At 71.6% G+C, this 16,161-nt stretch carries 14 protein-coding genes; 10 read left to right on the plus strand and 4 right to left on the minus strand.

The window, feature by feature from the left end:
- Window positions 1-118: 118 nt before the first annotated feature.
- Complete coding sequence (locus tag H0H10_RS23485; RefSeq protein ID WP_188183062.1) at window positions 119-1,237, plus strand: serine hydrolase domain-containing protein; 1,119 nt, start codon at window positions 119-121, stop codon at window positions 1,235-1,237.
- 39 nt (window positions 1,238-1,276) lie between these two features.
- Here H0H10_RS23485 and H0H10_RS23490 read toward each other — a convergent pair whose 3' ends face one another.
- Entirely contained in the window at window positions 1,277-1,507 is a 231-nt protein-coding gene (locus H0H10_RS23490) for a response regulator transcription factor (RefSeq protein WP_188183063.1), read from the minus strand.
- 265 nt (window positions 1,508-1,772) lie between these two features.
- Between H0H10_RS23490 and H0H10_RS23495 the strand changes: the two genes are divergently transcribed.
- Window positions 1,773-3,674 carry an SMI1/KNR4 family protein gene (locus H0H10_RS23495; protein WP_188183064.1) on the plus strand — a complete coding sequence of 634 codons (1,902 nt, stop codon included), beginning with the start codon at window positions 1,773-1,775 and terminating at the stop codon, window positions 3,672-3,674.
- A 285-nt stretch (window positions 3,675-3,959) separates the two neighbouring features.
- On the opposite strand, the gene H0H10_RS23500 is transcribed toward H0H10_RS23495, so the two are convergent.
- From H0H10_RS23500 to H0H10_RS23510, 3 genes are all read right to left on the minus strand, one after another.
- Entirely contained in the window at window positions 3,960-4,958 is a 999-nt protein-coding gene (locus H0H10_RS23500) for a ParB/RepB/Spo0J family partition protein (protein WP_188183065.1), read from the minus strand.
- A 155-nt stretch (window positions 4,959-5,113) separates the two neighbouring features.
- Window positions 5,114-5,284, minus strand: a complete 171-nt coding sequence (locus tag H0H10_RS23505; RefSeq protein ID WP_188183066.1) for a hypothetical protein — start codon at window positions 5,282-5,284, stop codon at window positions 5,114-5,116.
- 111 nt (window positions 5,285-5,395) lie between these two features.
- A complete protein-coding gene (locus H0H10_RS23510) occupies window positions 5,396-5,677 on the minus strand; it encodes a hypothetical protein (protein ID WP_188183067.1) in 282 nt (93 codons plus the stop codon).
- Between the two features lie 276 nt (window positions 5,678-5,953).
- Here H0H10_RS23510 and H0H10_RS23515 point away from each other — a divergent pair, with 276 nt between their 5' ends.
- From H0H10_RS23515 to cysD, 8 genes are all read left to right on the plus strand, one after another.
- Window positions 5,954-6,982: a helix-turn-helix transcriptional regulator gene (locus tag H0H10_RS23515; RefSeq protein WP_223180304.1), complete on the plus strand. Its 1,029-nt coding sequence runs from the start codon at window positions 5,954-5,956 to the stop codon at window positions 6,980-6,982.
- Between the two features lie 262 nt (window positions 6,983-7,244).
- Complete coding sequence (locus H0H10_RS23520) at window positions 7,245-10,382, plus strand: non-ribosomal peptide synthetase (protein ID WP_223180305.1); 3,138 nt, start codon at window positions 7,245-7,247, stop codon at window positions 10,380-10,382.
- 139 nt (window positions 10,383-10,521) lie between these two features.
- Complete coding sequence (locus tag H0H10_RS23525) at window positions 10,522-11,805, plus strand: aminotransferase-like domain-containing protein (protein ID WP_223180306.1); 1,284 nt, start codon at window positions 10,522-10,524, stop codon at window positions 11,803-11,805.
- Window positions 11,806-11,915: 110 nt separating this feature from the next.
- Window positions 11,916-12,995 (plus strand): 3,5-dihydroxyphenylacetyl-CoA synthase DpgA, encoded by a 1,080-nt coding sequence (gene dpgA, locus H0H10_RS23530; protein WP_188183069.1) that lies wholly within the window; start codon window positions 11,916-11,918, stop codon window positions 12,993-12,995.
- 14 nt (window positions 12,996-13,009) lie between these two features.
- The gene (gene dpgB / locus H0H10_RS23535) at window positions 13,010-13,669 is read left to right on the plus strand and encodes an enoyl-CoA-hydratase DpgB (protein WP_188183070.1); all 660 of its coding nucleotides are present in this window, start codon (window positions 13,010-13,012) and stop codon (window positions 13,667-13,669) included.
- Window positions 13,666-14,940: a (3,5-dihydroxyphenyl)acetyl-CoA 1,2-dioxygenase DpgC gene (gene dpgC / locus H0H10_RS23540; protein WP_188183071.1), complete on the plus strand. Its 1,275-nt coding sequence runs from the start codon at window positions 13,666-13,668 to the stop codon at window positions 14,938-14,940. Before dpgB ends, dpgC begins: the two co-directional genes overlap by 4 nt.
- A gap of 53 nt (window positions 14,941-14,993) precedes the next feature.
- A complete protein-coding gene (gene cysC, locus H0H10_RS23545; protein WP_188183072.1) occupies window positions 14,994-15,548 on the plus strand; it encodes an adenylyl-sulfate kinase in 555 nt (184 codons plus the stop codon).
- Window positions 15,545-16,161 (plus strand): sulfate adenylyltransferase subunit CysD (gene cysD / locus H0H10_RS23550; RefSeq protein ID WP_188183073.1); only part of this gene is annotated, 617 nt, incomplete at its 3' end. The genes cysC and cysD, both read left to right, overlap by 4 nt.

Raw genomic sequence — 16,161 nt, forward strand, 5'->3', positions numbered from 1 at the left:
AGGGCATGAGCGTGCCGAGAGGCCCGGCAGCACGCAGTGCCGTGCCCCTCGTGCCCTGGCACCCGGGCCGGGCGTCCGACGCGGCGCTCACCCCGGGACATACGGAAGGACGCGTGCCGTGAACAGCCCACTGGATCCCGCCGAGCTCGACGCCGCCCTCGAAAACGTCCACCGCGCCGGAATGCCGGGCCTGTTCGCCGAGGTGCGCGACGGCGACCAGGTCTGGCGCGGCGCCGCCGGGGTCGCCGATGCCGCCACCGGCCGCCCCGTCACCGCCGGCATGAGGCACCGTGTCGGCAGCATCACCAAGACCTTCACCGCCGCCGCGGTGCTGCAGCAGGCCGACAGCGGCCGGATCGCTCTCGATGCGCCGATCGGCCGGTACCTCCCGGACCTGGTTCCCGGCGGACGCGGTGACGCGATCACGGTCCGGATGCTCATCAACCACACCAGCGGCCTCGCCGAATACCTCCCTCACGCCTACCCCTCCCTCAAGGCGTTCCCCGCCCTCGCGGACACCGGGCCGCAGAGCCTGGACGACAACCGGTTCACGCGGTTCCACCCCGCCGAACTGATCGAGATGGGGGTCACCGCACCCGCCGTCGGCGCGCCGGGCGGCACACCGGGGGTGTACTCCAACACCAACTACCTGCTCCTCGGCGAACTCCTGGAACGGGTGACCGGCATGACGGCCGAGCGCTGCATCACCCGCAACGTCATCGAGCGCGCCGGGCTCCGGGAGACCGAACTGCCCGCCGGACCGTACGTCGGCGGACCGCACTCGCAGATCTACGAGGCGTGGTTCGGCATGATCGACCCGCCGCGCGACTACAGCGTCTACGACATGTCATGGGTGGGGCCGGCGGGCTCGCTGATATCGACCGTCACGGACCTCAACCGCTTCTTCGGCATGCTGCTGGCCGGCGAGATCGTCAGCCCGTCGTCACTGGCGCAGATGCAACGCACCGTCCCGGTCGTCTCCCAGGAGGGAAGGACGATCGACTACGGCCTCGGCCTGCACCCGATGGAGATTCCCGGGCAGGGCACCTTCTGGGGCCACGGCGGCACGGTCTGGGGCGCCGGAGCACTGGCCATGACCCGTGCCGACGGCACACGGCAGATGGCCGTCGCGGTGAACCTGCAGAGGTGGAACGGGCTCGACTCCTCGGGCAGGCCGCAGCCCCATCCCCTCGACGACGCGCTCGCGGCCTTCTACCGCGCGGCGATGTCCGGCTGACCGGGCCGGCAGGAGCCGCCCGCCCCGGACGCCCGGCCGTCACAGTCCCAGGGAGATGGCCAGCCGGGTGAGCTCGGCCGTGCTGCTGATGTTGAGCTTGGCCCGGATACGGCGCAGATAGGCGTCGACCGTGTGCTTGGAGAGCCCCATGTGCCGGGCCGTCTGCTGGTAGGTGCGCCCCTCGGCGATGTGCCGCAGTGTCTCCCGCTCACGAGGAGCCAGAGCGGGTGCGGGGGCTTCGACGTGCGGCGTGGTGACGGTGAGGCTCATGGGATTTCCTCCGGCGGATCGGCTGGGGCACCACTGCTCACACCCTCGGAAGCAGAAGACGTATGACCGAATAGTGCTTTTTGCCCTCTTTTCACAAGGTTGCCGGGGTGGCTTCACGACGGTGTCCGCCGACTGTCACGGATGTGTCACGGGTCACACCGGCCGGTGCGCCGCAGCACGGTCACAGGGCGATGCGCCGCCGGAGGCCGCCGGGCCCGGCCGGACGCACGGGGCCGTTGTCGGTGGCGGCTGCCACAATCGGCCCATGATCGAGAACCGCTTCGACTGGCAGCAGTTCCTCGGCCGTTGGCAGCAGGAATGGATCCCGGACGAGGACGACGCGGAGGAACTGGCGGAGGGCGGCGTCACCCCCGACGACCTGGCGCTGGCCGCCCCGCCCGCGGCCGAGGCGGAGATAGCCGCCGCCGAGGAACGCCTGGGCACCCGGCTCCCCCCGTCCTACCGGCAGTTCCTCAAGGCCAGCAACGGCTGGCGGCTCGACCAGGGCTCCATCTACCGGCTGGGCGCGGCCCACGAGATCGGCTGGTTCGGGGATCCGTTCGGCATGACCGCGATCTACCAGGAGGGGCTGACCGAACGCTCGACCGAGCAGGAGGTGCTGCTGGCCGGGATGTGGCGGCGGGCCCTGCAGCTGGAGACCGACTCGGACATGTCCTACGCCCTGCTGGACCCGGGCGACACCGACGAGGACGGCGAGTGGGCCCTGTACGTCTACAAGGGGTGGAGCGGCGAACTGCCGGACCGGTATCCGTCGTTCCGCGCCTACATGCAGCGGATGTACCAGGACTTCCACTCCGCCCGGGCGAACAGCCCCGGCTTCGTGAACGACACCACCCGCGCCCTGGACGCCGGGGTCGAACGCGCACGGCAGGAGGCCCTGAGCGGGAGGTGGCGGACCGCCCGGGAACTGCTCACCGAGGCGGAGCGCTACGGACGGCCCCGCGCCCGCGGCATGCTGCGGCAGCTGGAGGCGCTGGCGCACGGCAGCGGCCATCACGGCTACCACGGCTTCGGTGAGCTCGTCGCCGATCCGCGCTGCACGGGCGAGCTGGTGCCCGTGATGGCCGCCGCGCACCTGCGGGAAAGGCGCCCCGGCGCCTTCCCCGACCGGTTCGTGCTGGGCACCGAGACCGACGACGGCGTCACGGCGGCCGCGGAGGCGATCCTCGCCCAGGTGCGCGAAGGCTCCTACCGCTATGCGCCGGACGGCGCCTTCGGACAGGCGGTGGCCGAGGCACGGGAGTCGGCGAGGTGGGGCGACACGGACGCGGCGTGGCGGCTGATCCGTGCCGCGCTGCCCTCGTGGTCGCCGCCGGGGCCGGACCTGCTGGCACCGCTCGGCCTGCTGGCGGACCCCGTCCTCGGCCCGGTGGTGACGCGGGAGCGCGGCCTGGAGCTGCTGGCCACGCCCCGGGCCGGCCGGCCGGGCCCCGCGCCCGACCCGGTACCGGACCTCGATCCGCCGGGACTGAGCTGGCTGGCGGACACCCCGCGGTGGAACGCCCCGCACGACTCCTACCGGTGCCTGTGGGTGGAGGGCGTCGAGCCGGAGGCCCTGCCCGGCCTGGTCGGGGAGGACGGGGGCGCTGGTCTGACCGCTCCGCCCGGCCGCCGGGACGGGTGGTTCCACCACGGCCCGCACCAGCGGGACGATCTGGCGCCGTGGGAGGACCGGGCCGTGATGTCGGTGGGCCGGACGGCCTCCGGGTGGGCGTTCGGCTGCGACGCGGCCCCGCGCACATCGGCGGCCGGCACCTTCTTCGTCTCCCCGGCCGCAGCCGCCTCGCGCGGCGGACGCGCGGTGGTGCTGTGGGCGCGCAGGACCCGTGACGGCGGCCTCGCGGTGTTCCACCTGTCGGTCGCCGAGCGGGGCGAGGAACGGTACGCGTACACGCTGCGCGGCACGGACGTCCAGCGCTCGGGGCCGGTGCCCGAGACCCTCGATCCGGAACGGGTCCTGCACGGCGCCGGCGAGGCGGACCGCGAGCGGTGCCTGCTGGCCGCCGTGCAGGACGAGTTCGGTCTCGCCCTGCCCCGGCTCGCCCTGGCCGAGGGCATCCTGCCGCAGCTGACCACACGGTCCTGGAACCGCGCGCCGCGGGAGGGCGAGGCCTACGCGTACGCCACGATCCGCGTCGTGCGGTGACGACGACACACGCCCCCCGGCGCGGCCGGCCGCATGTCCGCGCTGTGCGTGAACGACCGCCGGCGTCATCCCTGCCTCGTCCGAAAGCCGGCGAGAAAGAAGAGGAAGGGGGGGAAGAACCCGGCGCGGGGATTCCGGCGCGGGCAAGAACCCGGCGGGGGAGAAGATCCCGCCGCGGGGAAGGGAACCCCGGCGGGGGAGGGGCGGCACAGGAGAAGAACTCGGTACGGGGGAGGAACCCGGCAGAGAGAAGCATCCGGCAGGGGAGAAGCACCCGTGCGGGAGCTACGCGCTGAGCGCCCCGTCGCCTTCGCCGAGGGCGTGCATCTCCTCGACCTGCCGCACCAGATCGTCGGCCAGCCACCGCCACATCCCGGCGTATCCCTGAGCGAGCTGCGCCACGGACTCCTTGCAGTGCGCGGGCACCGTCTCGGTGATCTTCTGCCGGTCCTGGGTGACCAGTGCGCAGGCGTCGAGCAGGCGCAGGAGGGAGCGCCCCGAGGCGTTGTGGCGCAGCGAAGGGTCACGGGCCAGCATGGTGATGAGCTTCCGGATGTCCTCCAGGGCCATGCCCGGGGTCTTCTCGTCGGCGCGGGCCCGCTGCCCCGTGGCAGGCAGCCGGGTGACGGTGGCCCCGGCCGACGGCGCCCGCACCAGGGCCATGTCCGCCGCCGACGTGTGGGGCGCGGTCTGTGCGGTCCGAGCCGTGCGGCCCCGTGCGCCGCTGGGTACCGGGCTCTCGCCGCGCTGGATCCGGTTGCGCACGTCCGCGACGGTCGCCGGGGCCAGTCCCACCTCCGCCGCGATCTGCCTCAGGGAGAAGCCGGGATTGCTCCGGATCAGCTCACCGGCGCGTTCCCGTCTGCGTGCGGAGTCCACGGGCCGGACCCGGCCGTCCCGCCCGACCCGGCAGTCGGACTGCGGCAGCACCAGCTCCTTGCGCAGACGCGCGATCTTCTTCGGCGACAGACCGGTGACCGCCGCGACGGCCCGGTCGGACCACCGGGGATGCGCGGCGAAGATACGCATCGCGGCAGCCGCGCGGTCGGTCCTGGACAGCGGCCGCCCGTGCGTGATGTTGGCCGCCACCGCCAGGAGCCGGGCGTCCTCCTGGTCCCCCTCGAAGAAGCGCGCCGCGATGTGCTCGGCCCCCAGGAGCTCGGCCACGCGCAACCGGTGGACGCCGTCGATGACGGTCATGCTCGCGCGGTGCACGAGGATCGGCGGGAGCTCCTCGGCGGTCTCGGCCAGGAGCCGGACGTGATCGGCGTCCTCACCGTGCACCCGGGGAGAGAAACCCGTCCGGAGCAGCCCCACCGGAACCTGCTCAACGGGCAGCTCTCTGAGGCCGGCTTGCAGTTTTGTCACATACTCTGATTCTGCTGGGTCCATGGCCATTCCCGTCGTACGAAGCCGATCCGATTCACGAGTGGTCGATTTCACTGCCATCCGTGGTCGTCCGGGTTGGCCGGAACCGTGTCCGAGTAAACGGCCTGCGTATGAACTTCCAGGGCTCGGGAATCAGCATTCCCGCCCTGGGCGGAAATTCCCGCCGTCATCGCAATGACACCGGCCAGGACCATGTTTCCAAAGACGCTGCGCAGAATCACACGGGACATTGGGTTCCCCTTCACCGTGGCTGGGTCTCGCCGACAGGAAAGAGATTGGCGCCGGCCCTAGGAGAAGGAAAGTGGGAAGGCGGGAGGTAAACCGGCCATGACCTACTCCGTCCATCCCAGCCCGGGGAGCGGACCGGTCTCCAGGTCGGGCCTGAACAACGGGACCTCGGCACGCGTCGGCTCCCAGGCCTGCAGCTCCACCACCGCGGAGCTGGCATGGCCCCACAGGGACAGCGCCGCGGACTCGGCCTCCTCCAGCGAGCCGGCCTGCACGTAGAAGCCGACGACCGGGTGGGGGAGCGCACTCGGGTGCACGCTCACATGCTCGAAGCCGTCCCGGTCGGTGCAGGACCGGGCGATGGACTCCGCGGCCGAGGGAGGCATTTCCGCGGCCGGCCAACGCGGCTGCAGAGATATGTGCACGAGGAACATAGATGTCATTGCCATCCGAATACCTGGTTCCGGACGATGTGATTCCGCAGTCACCGGGGGCCGGTCCCGGCCGCCGCCTGCGACCCCTGACAGTACACAGCTGGGCCATCTGGGGAAAATCAATCAACTCTGTTCAACTCGGGCAGCTTCTTGCCTCGCCGTATCTTGGGCAAATAGGATCGCTCAACCGGTCGGGTATAGCTTGAAATGCGTCGGGGCGGGGGCGGCATGGCTGACACGGGGGCGACCAGTTCAGGTGCTCTGGGCATGCTCGGCCTGGAGCCTCTCGTCGAGTCCGTCTACATCGCTCTGCTTGAAGGAGCAAATAGCGTGGCCGGCATATGCGGCCGCCTGGACCTGCCGGAACACGTCGTGCGGGGCGCCCTGGACCGCCTCAGCGAGCTGTCCCTGGTGCGCCCCTCCGCCGATTCCCCCCATCGCCTGTACGCGGTCAGCCCGCACGTGGGCATGGAGATCCTGATCGCCCAGCAGCGCACCGAGGTCGCCGCGCAGCAGCAGAGGCTGGAGGCGGCGCAGGCCGCGGCGGCCAGGTTCATCCTCGACTACGACGGACGCCAGGCCCCCGGCGGCTCCGAAGCCGAGGTCAAGTACCTGTCGGGGCTGGACGCCATCCGTGACCACCTGACCGTTCTCAACGACCAGGTGGCCGAAGAACTCCTCACGTTCGCGCCCGGCGGCCCGCAGAAGCCGGAGAACATGCGGGCGTCCCGGCCGCTCAACCAGCAACTGCTCGGCCGCGGTGTGCAGATGCGTACGATCTACCTGGACAGCATCCGGCACGACCGGCCGACGATGGATCACGCGCGCTGGCTGACCGAGCAGGGATGCGAGGTGCGCACCGTCCCGTCGCTGCCCAACCGGATGATCATCTACGACCGCAAATTCGTGATGATCGCCTCCAACGCCGACGACACCGCGGCCGGAGCCGTCCAGGTGAGCTCCCCGGGGATGGTCACAGCGCTGCACAGCCTGTTCGAGAGCGTGTGGCGGTCCGCCGAACCGCTCGACGCACCGCAGCACCCGGCTCCCGGCCAACTGACCGCTCAGCAGGCCGAGGCGCTCAGGCTGCTGGCGCTCGGCCACACCGACGAGGCCATCGCCAAGCGCCTCGGGGTGTCACCGCGTACCGCCCGCCGCATCGCCTCCAGCCTCATGACCCACCTGGGCGCGCGGAGCCGCTTCCAGGCCGGGGTGATCGCCATACGGCAGGGATTCCTCCCCTCCGACGCCGACTGAGCAACCGGTACCGCGTCCCCGCCCGGTGTCCAAGTGATGCCGGGATTCGCTTGAACGCCTCGACGCGTTCGACGCGTCGAAGGGCCGTCCACATCCTCCGCGTTGACGCTCCCGAGCCGTTTCTGGTCTGGTGGTGCACCACAGCAGCAGATCTCCGACCAGCGGCAATTCAGATGCCGCGGAGAACTTTTCCAGAGCTGGGATTCCCGCTTTTCCCGCGCTTGCAGAGAACCGCCCCGGACATGATGCGGAGTCGAACCAGATGCGTGATGCGTTTTCCCTCCACGGGCGGTTCCGCCGGCAGGCCGGGCGTACTCCACACGCGGTGGCGGTGCGTTCCGCGGGGCGTGAGCTGACGTATCGGGCGCTGGACCGGCGGTCCGATGCGCTGGCGCGGGTCCTGACCGGTCTGGGAGTGGGCCCCGAGACGCCGGTCGCGGTGCTGACCGACCGCAGCGTGGACGTCACGGTGGCGTTCCTGGGCGTGCTCAAGGCCGGCGGCTGCTACGTGCCCCTGCACACCGGGTTCCCGGCCGAGCGCATGGAACGGATCATCCGCCTCACCGGCGCACGGGTCCTGCTGACCGATGCGGTCATGGCCGCCCGGGGGCTTCCCGGGGGCGACGTCACCGTCGTGCGGGTGGACGGGCCGGCCACCGCCGAGACCGGCACCGGGCCCGGGCCGGCCGAGGCGGTGTGCACGCCGGACCAGCTGGCGTACGTGATGTTCACCTCCGGCTCCACCGGGACCCCCAAGGGCGTCGCCGTCAGCCACCGCAACGTGCTGGACCTGGTGGACGACACGCTGTTCGACACCGGGCACCACGACCGGGTCCTGATGATCGCCCCGTACGCGTTCGACGCCTCGCTGCACGGCCTGTGGATGCCCCTGCTGCGCGGCACCACCTCGGTCCTGTCCGCGGCCGGCGACGTGTCCGCGCCCCGGCTGCGCGAGATGTTCGACACGGAGAAGATCACCAGTGTGGAGATGACCGCCGGCCTGCTGCGGACCATCGCCGAGGCCGCACCGGAAACCTTCCGCGGCCTGCGCGAGGTGTCCACCGGCGGCGACATCGTCTCCCCGGTCGCGGTGCGCCGGATCCTGCGGTCCTGTCCCGGCACGGTGGTACGCGCCACCTACGGCCCCACCGAGACCACCCTGTACGCCACCCAGCACGCCTACACCGACGCGGCCCAGGTCGCCGACCGGGTCCCCATCGGCCGCCCGCTGGACGGCATGCGCACCTACGTCCTGGACGAGCAGCTGACCCCGGTCCCGGCCGGCACCCCCGGCGAGCTGTACATCGCGGGGGCGGGACTGGCCCGCGGCTACCTCCGCCACGCCGCCCGTACCGCCGAGCGCTTCGTCCCCGACCCGCACGGGCCGGCCGGCAGCCGCATGTACCGCTCGGGCGACATCGTGTGCCGCAACCGCGACGGCATGCTCGACTTCCTCGGCCGCGCCGACGACCAGGTCAAGATCCGCGGTTTCCGCGTCGAGCCGGGCGAGATCGAAACCGTCCTGTCCGGGTTCCCCGGGCTCACCCAGGCCGTGGTCACGGCCCGCGAGGCCGAGGGCGGCAAACGCCTGGTGGCCTACTACGTCGGCGACGGCGACCTCGACGCCGGCGCCCTGCGCGACCACACCGCCGCCGCCCTGCCCGACTACATGGTCCCCGCCGCCTTCGTGGCCCTGGACGCCTTCCCCCTCACCCCCAACGGCAAGGTCGACCACCGGGCCCTGCCCGCACCGAAGTTCACCGCGACCGCCGCCTACCGCGCCCCGCGCACCGCGGACGAGGAAACGCTCTGCGCGCTCTTCGCCAAGGTCCTCGGCACCGAGCGGGTCGGCGTCGACGACAGCTTCTTCGACCTCGGCGGCCACTCCCTGCACGCCACCCGGCTGATCGGCGAGCTGCGGACCGCCTTCGGCACGGACGTGTCGATCCGGCAGCTCTTCGACGCCCCGACGGCTGCCGCACTCCTTCGCCTCCTGCACGCTCGGGCCCCGCGGGAACGACGCCCGGTACCCGCCCGCAGCCGCCGCCCCGCCCGCATCCCGCTGTCCACCGCCCAGCACCGGATGTGGTTCCTGCAGCAGTGGGGCGGCCCGTCCCCGCTCTACAACCTGCCCGTCGTCCTGCGGCTGCGCGGCGACCTGGACCGCGACGCGCTCGAGCAGGCCGTCCGGGACGTGACCGCCCGGCACGAGAGCCTGCGCACCGTCGTGGGGCAGGAGGACGGAGTGCCCCACCAGGTGGTGCTCGATGCGGCCGGCCTCCACCCCGACCTGCCCGTCACGGCCGTCGACGAGGCGGACCTCGACACCGCGGTACGACAGGCCGGCCGCCGGCCGTTCGATCTGACGGCCGACCCGCCCCTGCGCGCCGAACTGTTCGCCCTGGACGAGCACGAGCACGTCCTCGTGCTGACGCTGCACCACATCGCCTCCGACGGATGGTCCAAGGCACCGCTCAGCCGCGACCTGGCCACCGCCTACGCGGCCCGGCGCTCCGGAAAAGCCCCCGCCTGGGCCGAGCTGCCCCTGCAGTACGCGGACTACACGCTGTGGCAGCACACACTCCTCGGCGACCCGGGCCGCCCCGGCAGTCTCGCCGCTCGACAGCTCGCCTACTGGAAGGACGCCCTGGCCGGCGTGCCGGACGAGCTGGCCCTGCCCTTCGACCGGCCCCGTCCCGCGGACAGCGGCCACGACGGCGCCGCCCTCCCGCTCCACCTCGACGCCGGACTGCAGACCGCGATCGGCGCGCTGGCACGCCGACACGACGCCACACCGTTCATGGTGCTCCAGGCCGCACTCGCGATGCTGCTGCACAGGCTCGGCGCCGGAGAGGACATCCCCCTGGGCAGCGTCGTGGCCGGACGCGGTGACGCGGCACTCGACGACCTGGTCGGCTTCTTCGTCAACACCGTCGTCCTGCGCACCGACCTGTCCGGAAACCCCTCCTTCACCGAACTGCTCGCCCGGGTACGGGAGACCGCCCTGGCCGTCTACTCCCACCAGGACGTGCCCTTCGAACAGGTCGTGAGCGCCGTCAACCCGGCCCGCTCGCTCTCCCGGCACCCGCTGTTCCAGGTCATGCTCGTCCTGCAGAACGTCACCGGCTACGCGTTCGAGATGCCCGGCCTCGACGTCACCGTCGTCGAGGAGGCCACCTCCACCGCCAAGTTCGACCTGCTCATCAGCGTCACCGAGCACTACGACGACGACCGGCGCCCCGCCGGCATCACCGGCTACATCGAGTACGACACCGCCCTGTTCGACGCATCGACGGTCGAGCGGATCGGCGAGCGCTTCACCGCGCTCCTCGCGACCGTCGTGGCCGACCCCGGACACCGGGCCGCCGCCCCCGACGAAAACAACGCCGTACCGGCCTGACCCGAACCGGAAAGAACGCGTTTCACGACACCGCCGGGACGGCGCGGGAAAAGCACTCGGACGACTCATCGGAATTCAGGGGAGTTTCATGCCAGGAAACACCGCTACCACCGACACCCGTTCACGGGACTGGCTGGACATGGCAGAGCTGCATGGCAGTGTTTCCGAGCCGTTGCTCGACACCATGAACTTCCTCAACGAGATCACCCACCGCTACCCGGACGCGATTTCCTTCGCACCGGGACGGCCCTACGACGGATTCTTCGACCCCGAACAGGTCATCGCCCACATCCGCCGGTACATGGACCACCTGGCACAGCAGGGCGGCACCCCGGACGACATCCGCACCGCCCTGTACCAGTACGGGCCGACGGCGGGGCTGATCCGCGGCATCATCGCCGACTCGCTGCGCGCGGACGAGGACACCGACGTACCGGCCGAGTCCATCGTGGTGACCGTCGGCGCCCAGGAGGCCATGCTTCTGGTGCTGCGCGCCCTGATGGCCGGCCCCGACGACGTGCTGCTGGTCTCCAGCCCCTGCTACGTCGGCATCACCGGCGCCGCCCGGCTCCTCGACGTGCCCGTACGCCCGGTACCGGAACGCGAGGACGGCTTCCGCGCCGCCGACCTGGAGGCCGCGGTGCGCGAGGAACTGGCGAACGGCCGCCGCCCGCGGGCGTTCTACGTGGTGCCCGACCACTCCAACCCCTCCGGCACCACGATGGGACCCGACGCCCGCGAGGAACTGCTCAACCTCGCCGAGCGGTACGACTTCCTGGTCCTGGAGGACAGCCCCTACCGGCTGGTGAGCCCGGGCACACCCCTGCCGACCCTGAAGTCCCGGGACCGCACACGCCGGGTGGTGCACCTGGGCTCGTACTCCAAGACGGTCTTCCCCGGCGCCCGCGTCGGCTTCGTCGTCGCCGACCAGCGCGTCCGGGACGCCCAGGGCGGCGAGCACCTGCTGGCCGACGAACTCGCCAAGATCAAGAGCATGGTCACCGTCAACACCTCGTCCCTGAGCCAGGCGGCCGTGGCCGGCGCACTGCTCGGCGCCCGCGGCCGGCTGTCGCAGCTGAACGCCCGGGCGGCCGCCCGCTACGGCGACGCGATGCGGCAGATGCTGCGGCAGCTCGACGCCCGGCTGCCCGCCGACCGCCGCGCCCGGCTCGGCGTCAGCTGGAACGAGCCGACCGGCGGGTTCTTCCTCACCATGCGGGTCCCGTTCCGGGCCGACAACGCCCAACTCGTCCGCTCCGCGGAGGACTTCGGCGTGATCTGGACGCCGATGAGCCACTTCCACCCCGGCGGCGGAGGCCACCACGGCATCCGGCTGTCCACCAGCTATCTGACCCCTGCCGAGATCGAAGAGGGCACCGCGAGGCTCGCGCGCTTCGTCGAGGCACAGAGCACCGCGCTCTGACCAGCAGTGCAGGCAGCGCCATTCTCAGCGAGAGAGGACATACACGTGTCCGGACCAAGTCGGCACCGACGACCGCGGAGCAAGCCGCGCATGTGGGGGTGGACGTTCCGATGACCCTGGCAGCCGAGCTGCGGCCCCGCGCCCTCGGCGTGGGCACGGCGGTGACACCCACGTCGTACACCCAGCAGGAGGTCCTCGACGCCTTCCGCATCACCGACCCCAAGATCCGGTCGGTCTTCCTCAACAGCGCCATCGAGCGCCGCCACCTGACACTCCCGCCGCCGGACGGCGCGGGCGGCCGCGTCCACGAACCGCAGGGCGACCTGCTCGACAAACACAAGGCCACAGCCGTCGAGATGGGCGCCGAGGCGTTGCGCACCTGCCTCAAACGGGCCGGCGCCGAACTGTCCGACCTGCGCCACCTGTGCTGCGTGACGTCCACCGGACTCCTCACCCCCGGACTGAGCGCCCTGCTCATCAAGGAACTCGACATCGACCGGCACTGCAGCCGCTCCGACATCGTGGGCATGGGATGCAACGCCGGCCTCAACGCCCTGGGCGTGGTCTCCGGCTGGGCCGCCGCCCACCCGGGCGAACTCGCCGTCGTCCTGTGCACGGAGGCCTGCTCCGCCGCCTACACCATCGACTCCACGATGCGCACCGCCGTGGTCAACAGCCTCTTCGGCGACGGCGCCGCCGCCATCGCCATCCGCTCGGGCCCGGACCCCGCCCAGGCACCCGCCCCCGAAGGACCCCGCATCCTGAAGTTCGCCAGCTGCCTCATCCCCGACGCCGTCGACGCCATGCGCTACGACTGGGACCGGGACCAGGCCCGCTTCAGCTTCTACCTCGACCCGCAGGTCCCCTACGTCGTCGGCGCCCACGCCGAACAGGCCGTGGACCGGCTGCTGGCCGGCACCGGCCTGCGCCGCAGCGACATCACCCACTGGCTGGTGCACTCCGGCGGCAAGAAGGTCATCGACGCCGTCGCGCTCAACCTCCGGCTGACCCGGCACGACGTACGGCACACCACCGGTGTGCTGCGCGACTACGGCAACGTGTCGAGCGGCTCGTTCCTGTTCTCCTACGAACGGCTCCTGGACGAAGGAGCCGCCCGGCCCGGCGAGTACGGCGTGCTGATGACCATGGGCCCGGGCTCGACGATCGAAACGGCGCTGGTGCAGTGGTGAATGCGGAGGACGTCATGGAAGAAGCACTGACTGTGGTGATCGACGGCACCCGGCCGCCGTCGGCGGAGACCGTGCAGGCCGTGCACGCGGTGTGCGACGCGGCCGAGGACCGGGCCGGCTCCGGCACCCTCGCCGTCCACGTCACCGGTGTCCCGGCCGAGGGATGGACCACCGGCCTCGACGTGACGAAGGTCAGCAAGTGGGAACGGGCGCTGCGCCGGCTGGAACGGGTCCCGCGCGCCACCGTGGCGGTGGCCTCCGGCGACTGCGGCGGCGCCGCCCTCGACGCCTTCCTCGCCTGCGACATCCGGGTCCTCACGCCCGGCACCCGGCTGCTGGTGCCCAAGGACACCACCGCGACCTGGCCCGGGATGGCCGGATACCGGCTCGTCCAGCTCGCCGGGCCCGCCCCGGTCCGCCGCGCCCTGCTGTTCGGGCAGCCCATCGAGGCCGCCGACGCCCTGCGGACCGGCCTCGCCGACGAGCTGACCGACGACCCGGCCGGCGCCCTCGCCGCCGCCGCCCGGCTGGCCGGCACCCTGGCCGGCGAAGAGATCGCCATCCGCCGGCAGCTGCACTTCGACGCCGCGACCACCAGCTTCGAGGAAGCCCTCGGCGCGCACCTGGCCGCCTGCGACCGGATGCTGCGGACACCCGCGAAGGCGGCGTCATGAGCATTCCGGTCTGGTCGTCCCTGCAGGCGGCGGCCGCACACGTCGACAAGCTGGTGGCAGCACAGCCCGAACCGGGACAACGGCTGCCCGGGGAACGGGCGGAGCTCGCCGCGGCCAAGGACACCGCACGGGCACTGCGGACGCGCTTCCTGGACACGCACGCCGACGCCGTGTACGACCGGCTGACGGACGGCGGCACCAAGAGACTGCGGATCGCGGAACTCGTCGAGGCCGCCGCCGCCGAATACCCTGTGCTGGTGCCGACCGCCGAGCAGCTCGCCGCCGACCGCGGCCGGCGGCAGGCGGACAAAGAGGGCTACGAGATCGACCAGGGCATCTTCCTGCGAGCCGTCCTCGGATCCCCCCGGGCCGGCACTCACCTGCTCGACACGATGCTCCAGCCCACCCCCCGGGCGCTGCAGCTGCTGCCCGACTTCCTGCGCACCGGCGTCCTCACGACACGCTCGGTCCACCTGGAGCGCCGCGACGGCACGGCCCACCTCACGATGCACCGGGACGACTGCCTGAACGCCGAGGACGAACAGCAGGTCGACGACATGGAGACCGCCGTCGACCTGGCACTCCTCGACCCGCAGGTGAAGGTGGGCGTGCTGCGCGGCGGCACCATGACCCACCCCCGCTACCGGGGCCGGCGCGTCTTCAGCGCCGGCATCAACCTCAAGAGCCTGCACAACGGAGACATCTCACTCGTCGGGTTCCTGCTGCTGCGCGAACTCGGATACATCCACAAACTCGTCCGGGGCATACGCACCAAGGACGCACCCTGGCACTCCCCGACCGTCGAAAAACCCTGGATCGCGGCCGTCGAGACCTTCGCCATCGGCGGCGGCACACAGCTGCTGCTCGCCTTCGACCACGTCCTCGCCGCATCCGACGCCTACCTCAGCCTGCCCGCCGCCCGCGAGGGCATCGTCCCCGGAGCCGGCAACTTCCGGCTCGGCCGGCACACCGGGCCCCGCATCTCCCGGCAGGTCATTCTGCAGGGCCGCCGCATCCGGGCCACCGAACCCGACGCCCGGCTCCTGATCGACGAGGTGGTCGAGCCGGAGGACATCGACACGGCCGTGGCACGCGCCGTCGACCGGCTGAGCGGCCCGGCCGTCGTACCCAACCGGAAGATGCTCAACCTGGCCGAGGAACCGGTGGACGAATTCCGCCGCTACATGGCCGAGTTCGCACTCCAGCAGGCCCTGCGCCTGTACGGCGAGGACGTCATCGGCAAGGTGGGCCGGTTCGCGGAGAAGGCCTAGGCATGCCCGCGCCGGCCGAACACGGACTCCGAGCAGAAAGAGGTGACCCGATCATGGTTCGCTCCACGGCGGTCGAGTGCGGTGCCACCGTCTGGCTGACCGGCCTGCCGAGCGCGGGCAAGACGACCGTGGCACGCGTCCTCGCCGGGCGGCTGCGCACGGAGGGCCGGCGCGTCGAGGTCCTCGACGGCGACGAGATCCGCCGCTTCCTGTCGGCGGGCCTCGGCTTCAGCCGCGAGGACCGCCACACCAACGTGCAGCGCATCGGCCTGGTCGCCGAAGTCCTCGCCCGCAACGGCGTGTTCGCCGTGGTGCCCGTCATCGCCCCGTACGCCGACAGCCGCGAAGCCGTTCGCAAACGGCACGCCGCAAGCGACACCCCGTACGTCGAGGTGCACGTGGCCACACCGGTCGAGGTGTGCAGCGAACGTGACGTCAAGGGCCTGTACGCCCGGCAGGCCGCGGGCGCGCTGAAGGGCCTGACCGGCGTCGACGACCCGTACGAGCCGCCCCTCACCCCCGACGTGTACCTGCCCACGCAGCACCAGACACCGCAGGAGTCCGCGGACGCGGTGTACACGGCGCTCGCCGAAAGGGGACTGCTGTGAACGACTCCCCGTACGCCCTCTCGCACCTGGACGCCCTGGAGTCCGAGGCGGTGCACATCTTCCGCGAGGTGGCGGGTGAGTTCGAGCGGCCGGTGATCCTGTTCTCCGGCGGCAAGGACTCCATCGTCATGCTGCACCTGGCGCTGAAGGCGTTCGCCCCCGCGCCGCTGCCGTTCGCCCTGCTGCACGTCGACACCGGGCACAACTTCCCCGAGGTCCTCGACCACCGCGACCGCGTCGTCGCCGCCCACACACTCACGCTCCACGTGGCCCGCGTGCAGGACTACATCGACCGGGGGGTGCTGCGGGAACGCCCGGACGGCACCCGCAACCCGCTGCAGACGCTGCCCCTGACGGAGAAGATCCGCAGCGAGAGGTTCGACGCCGTGTTCGGCGGCGGCCGCCGCGACGAGGAGAAGGCCCGCGCCAAGGAACGGGTGTTCTCGCTGCGCGACGAGTTCTCCCAGTGGGACCCGCGCCGCCAGCGCCCCGAACTGTGGAACCTGTACAACGGCCGGCACGCCCACGGCGAGCACGTCCGCGTCTTCCCGCTGTCCAACTGGACCGAGCTGGACGTGTGGCAGTACATCGCCCGCGAGAACATCGAGCTGCC

Origin of the sequence: Streptomyces griseicoloratus (assembly GCF_014534645.1) — a bacterium.
Taxonomy (GTDB): Bacteria; Actinomycetota; Actinomycetes; order Streptomycetales; family Streptomycetaceae; genus Streptomyces; species Streptomyces griseicoloratus.

What these genes read in the sequence shown, in the direction of transcription:
- H0H10_RS23490 (WP_188183063.1), bottom strand. Translation starts at nt 1,507, where the DNA reads ATGAGCCTCACCGTCACCACGCCGCACGTCGAAGCCCCCGCACCCGCT.
- H0H10_RS23495 (WP_188183064.1), top strand. Translation starts at nt 1,773, where the DNA reads ATGATCGAGAACCGCTTCGACTGGCAGCAGTTCCTCGGCCGTTGGCAG.
- H0H10_RS23510 (WP_188183067.1), bottom strand. Translation starts at nt 5,677, where the DNA reads ATGCCTCCCTCGGCCGCGGAGTCCATCGCCCGGTCCTGCACCGACCGG.
- H0H10_RS23515 (WP_223180304.1), top strand. Translation starts at nt 5,954, where the DNA reads ATGGCTGACACGGGGGCGACCAGTTCAGGTGCTCTGGGCATGCTCGGC.
- H0H10_RS23520 (WP_223180305.1), top strand. Translation starts at nt 7,245, where the DNA reads ATGCGTGATGCGTTTTCCCTCCACGGGCGGTTCCGCCGGCAGGCCGGG.
- H0H10_RS23525 (WP_223180306.1), top strand. Translation starts at nt 10,522, where the DNA reads ATGGCAGAGCTGCATGGCAGTGTTTCCGAGCCGTTGCTCGACACCATG.
- dpgA (WP_188183069.1), top strand. Translation starts at nt 11,916, where the DNA reads ATGACCCTGGCAGCCGAGCTGCGGCCCCGCGCCCTCGGCGTGGGCACG.
- dpgB (WP_188183070.1), top strand. Translation starts at nt 13,010, where the DNA reads ATGGAAGAAGCACTGACTGTGGTGATCGACGGCACCCGGCCGCCGTCG.
- dpgC (WP_188183071.1), top strand. Translation starts at nt 13,666, where the DNA reads ATGAGCATTCCGGTCTGGTCGTCCCTGCAGGCGGCGGCCGCACACGTC.
- cysC (WP_188183072.1), top strand. Translation starts at nt 14,994, where the DNA reads ATGGTTCGCTCCACGGCGGTCGAGTGCGGTGCCACCGTCTGGCTGACC.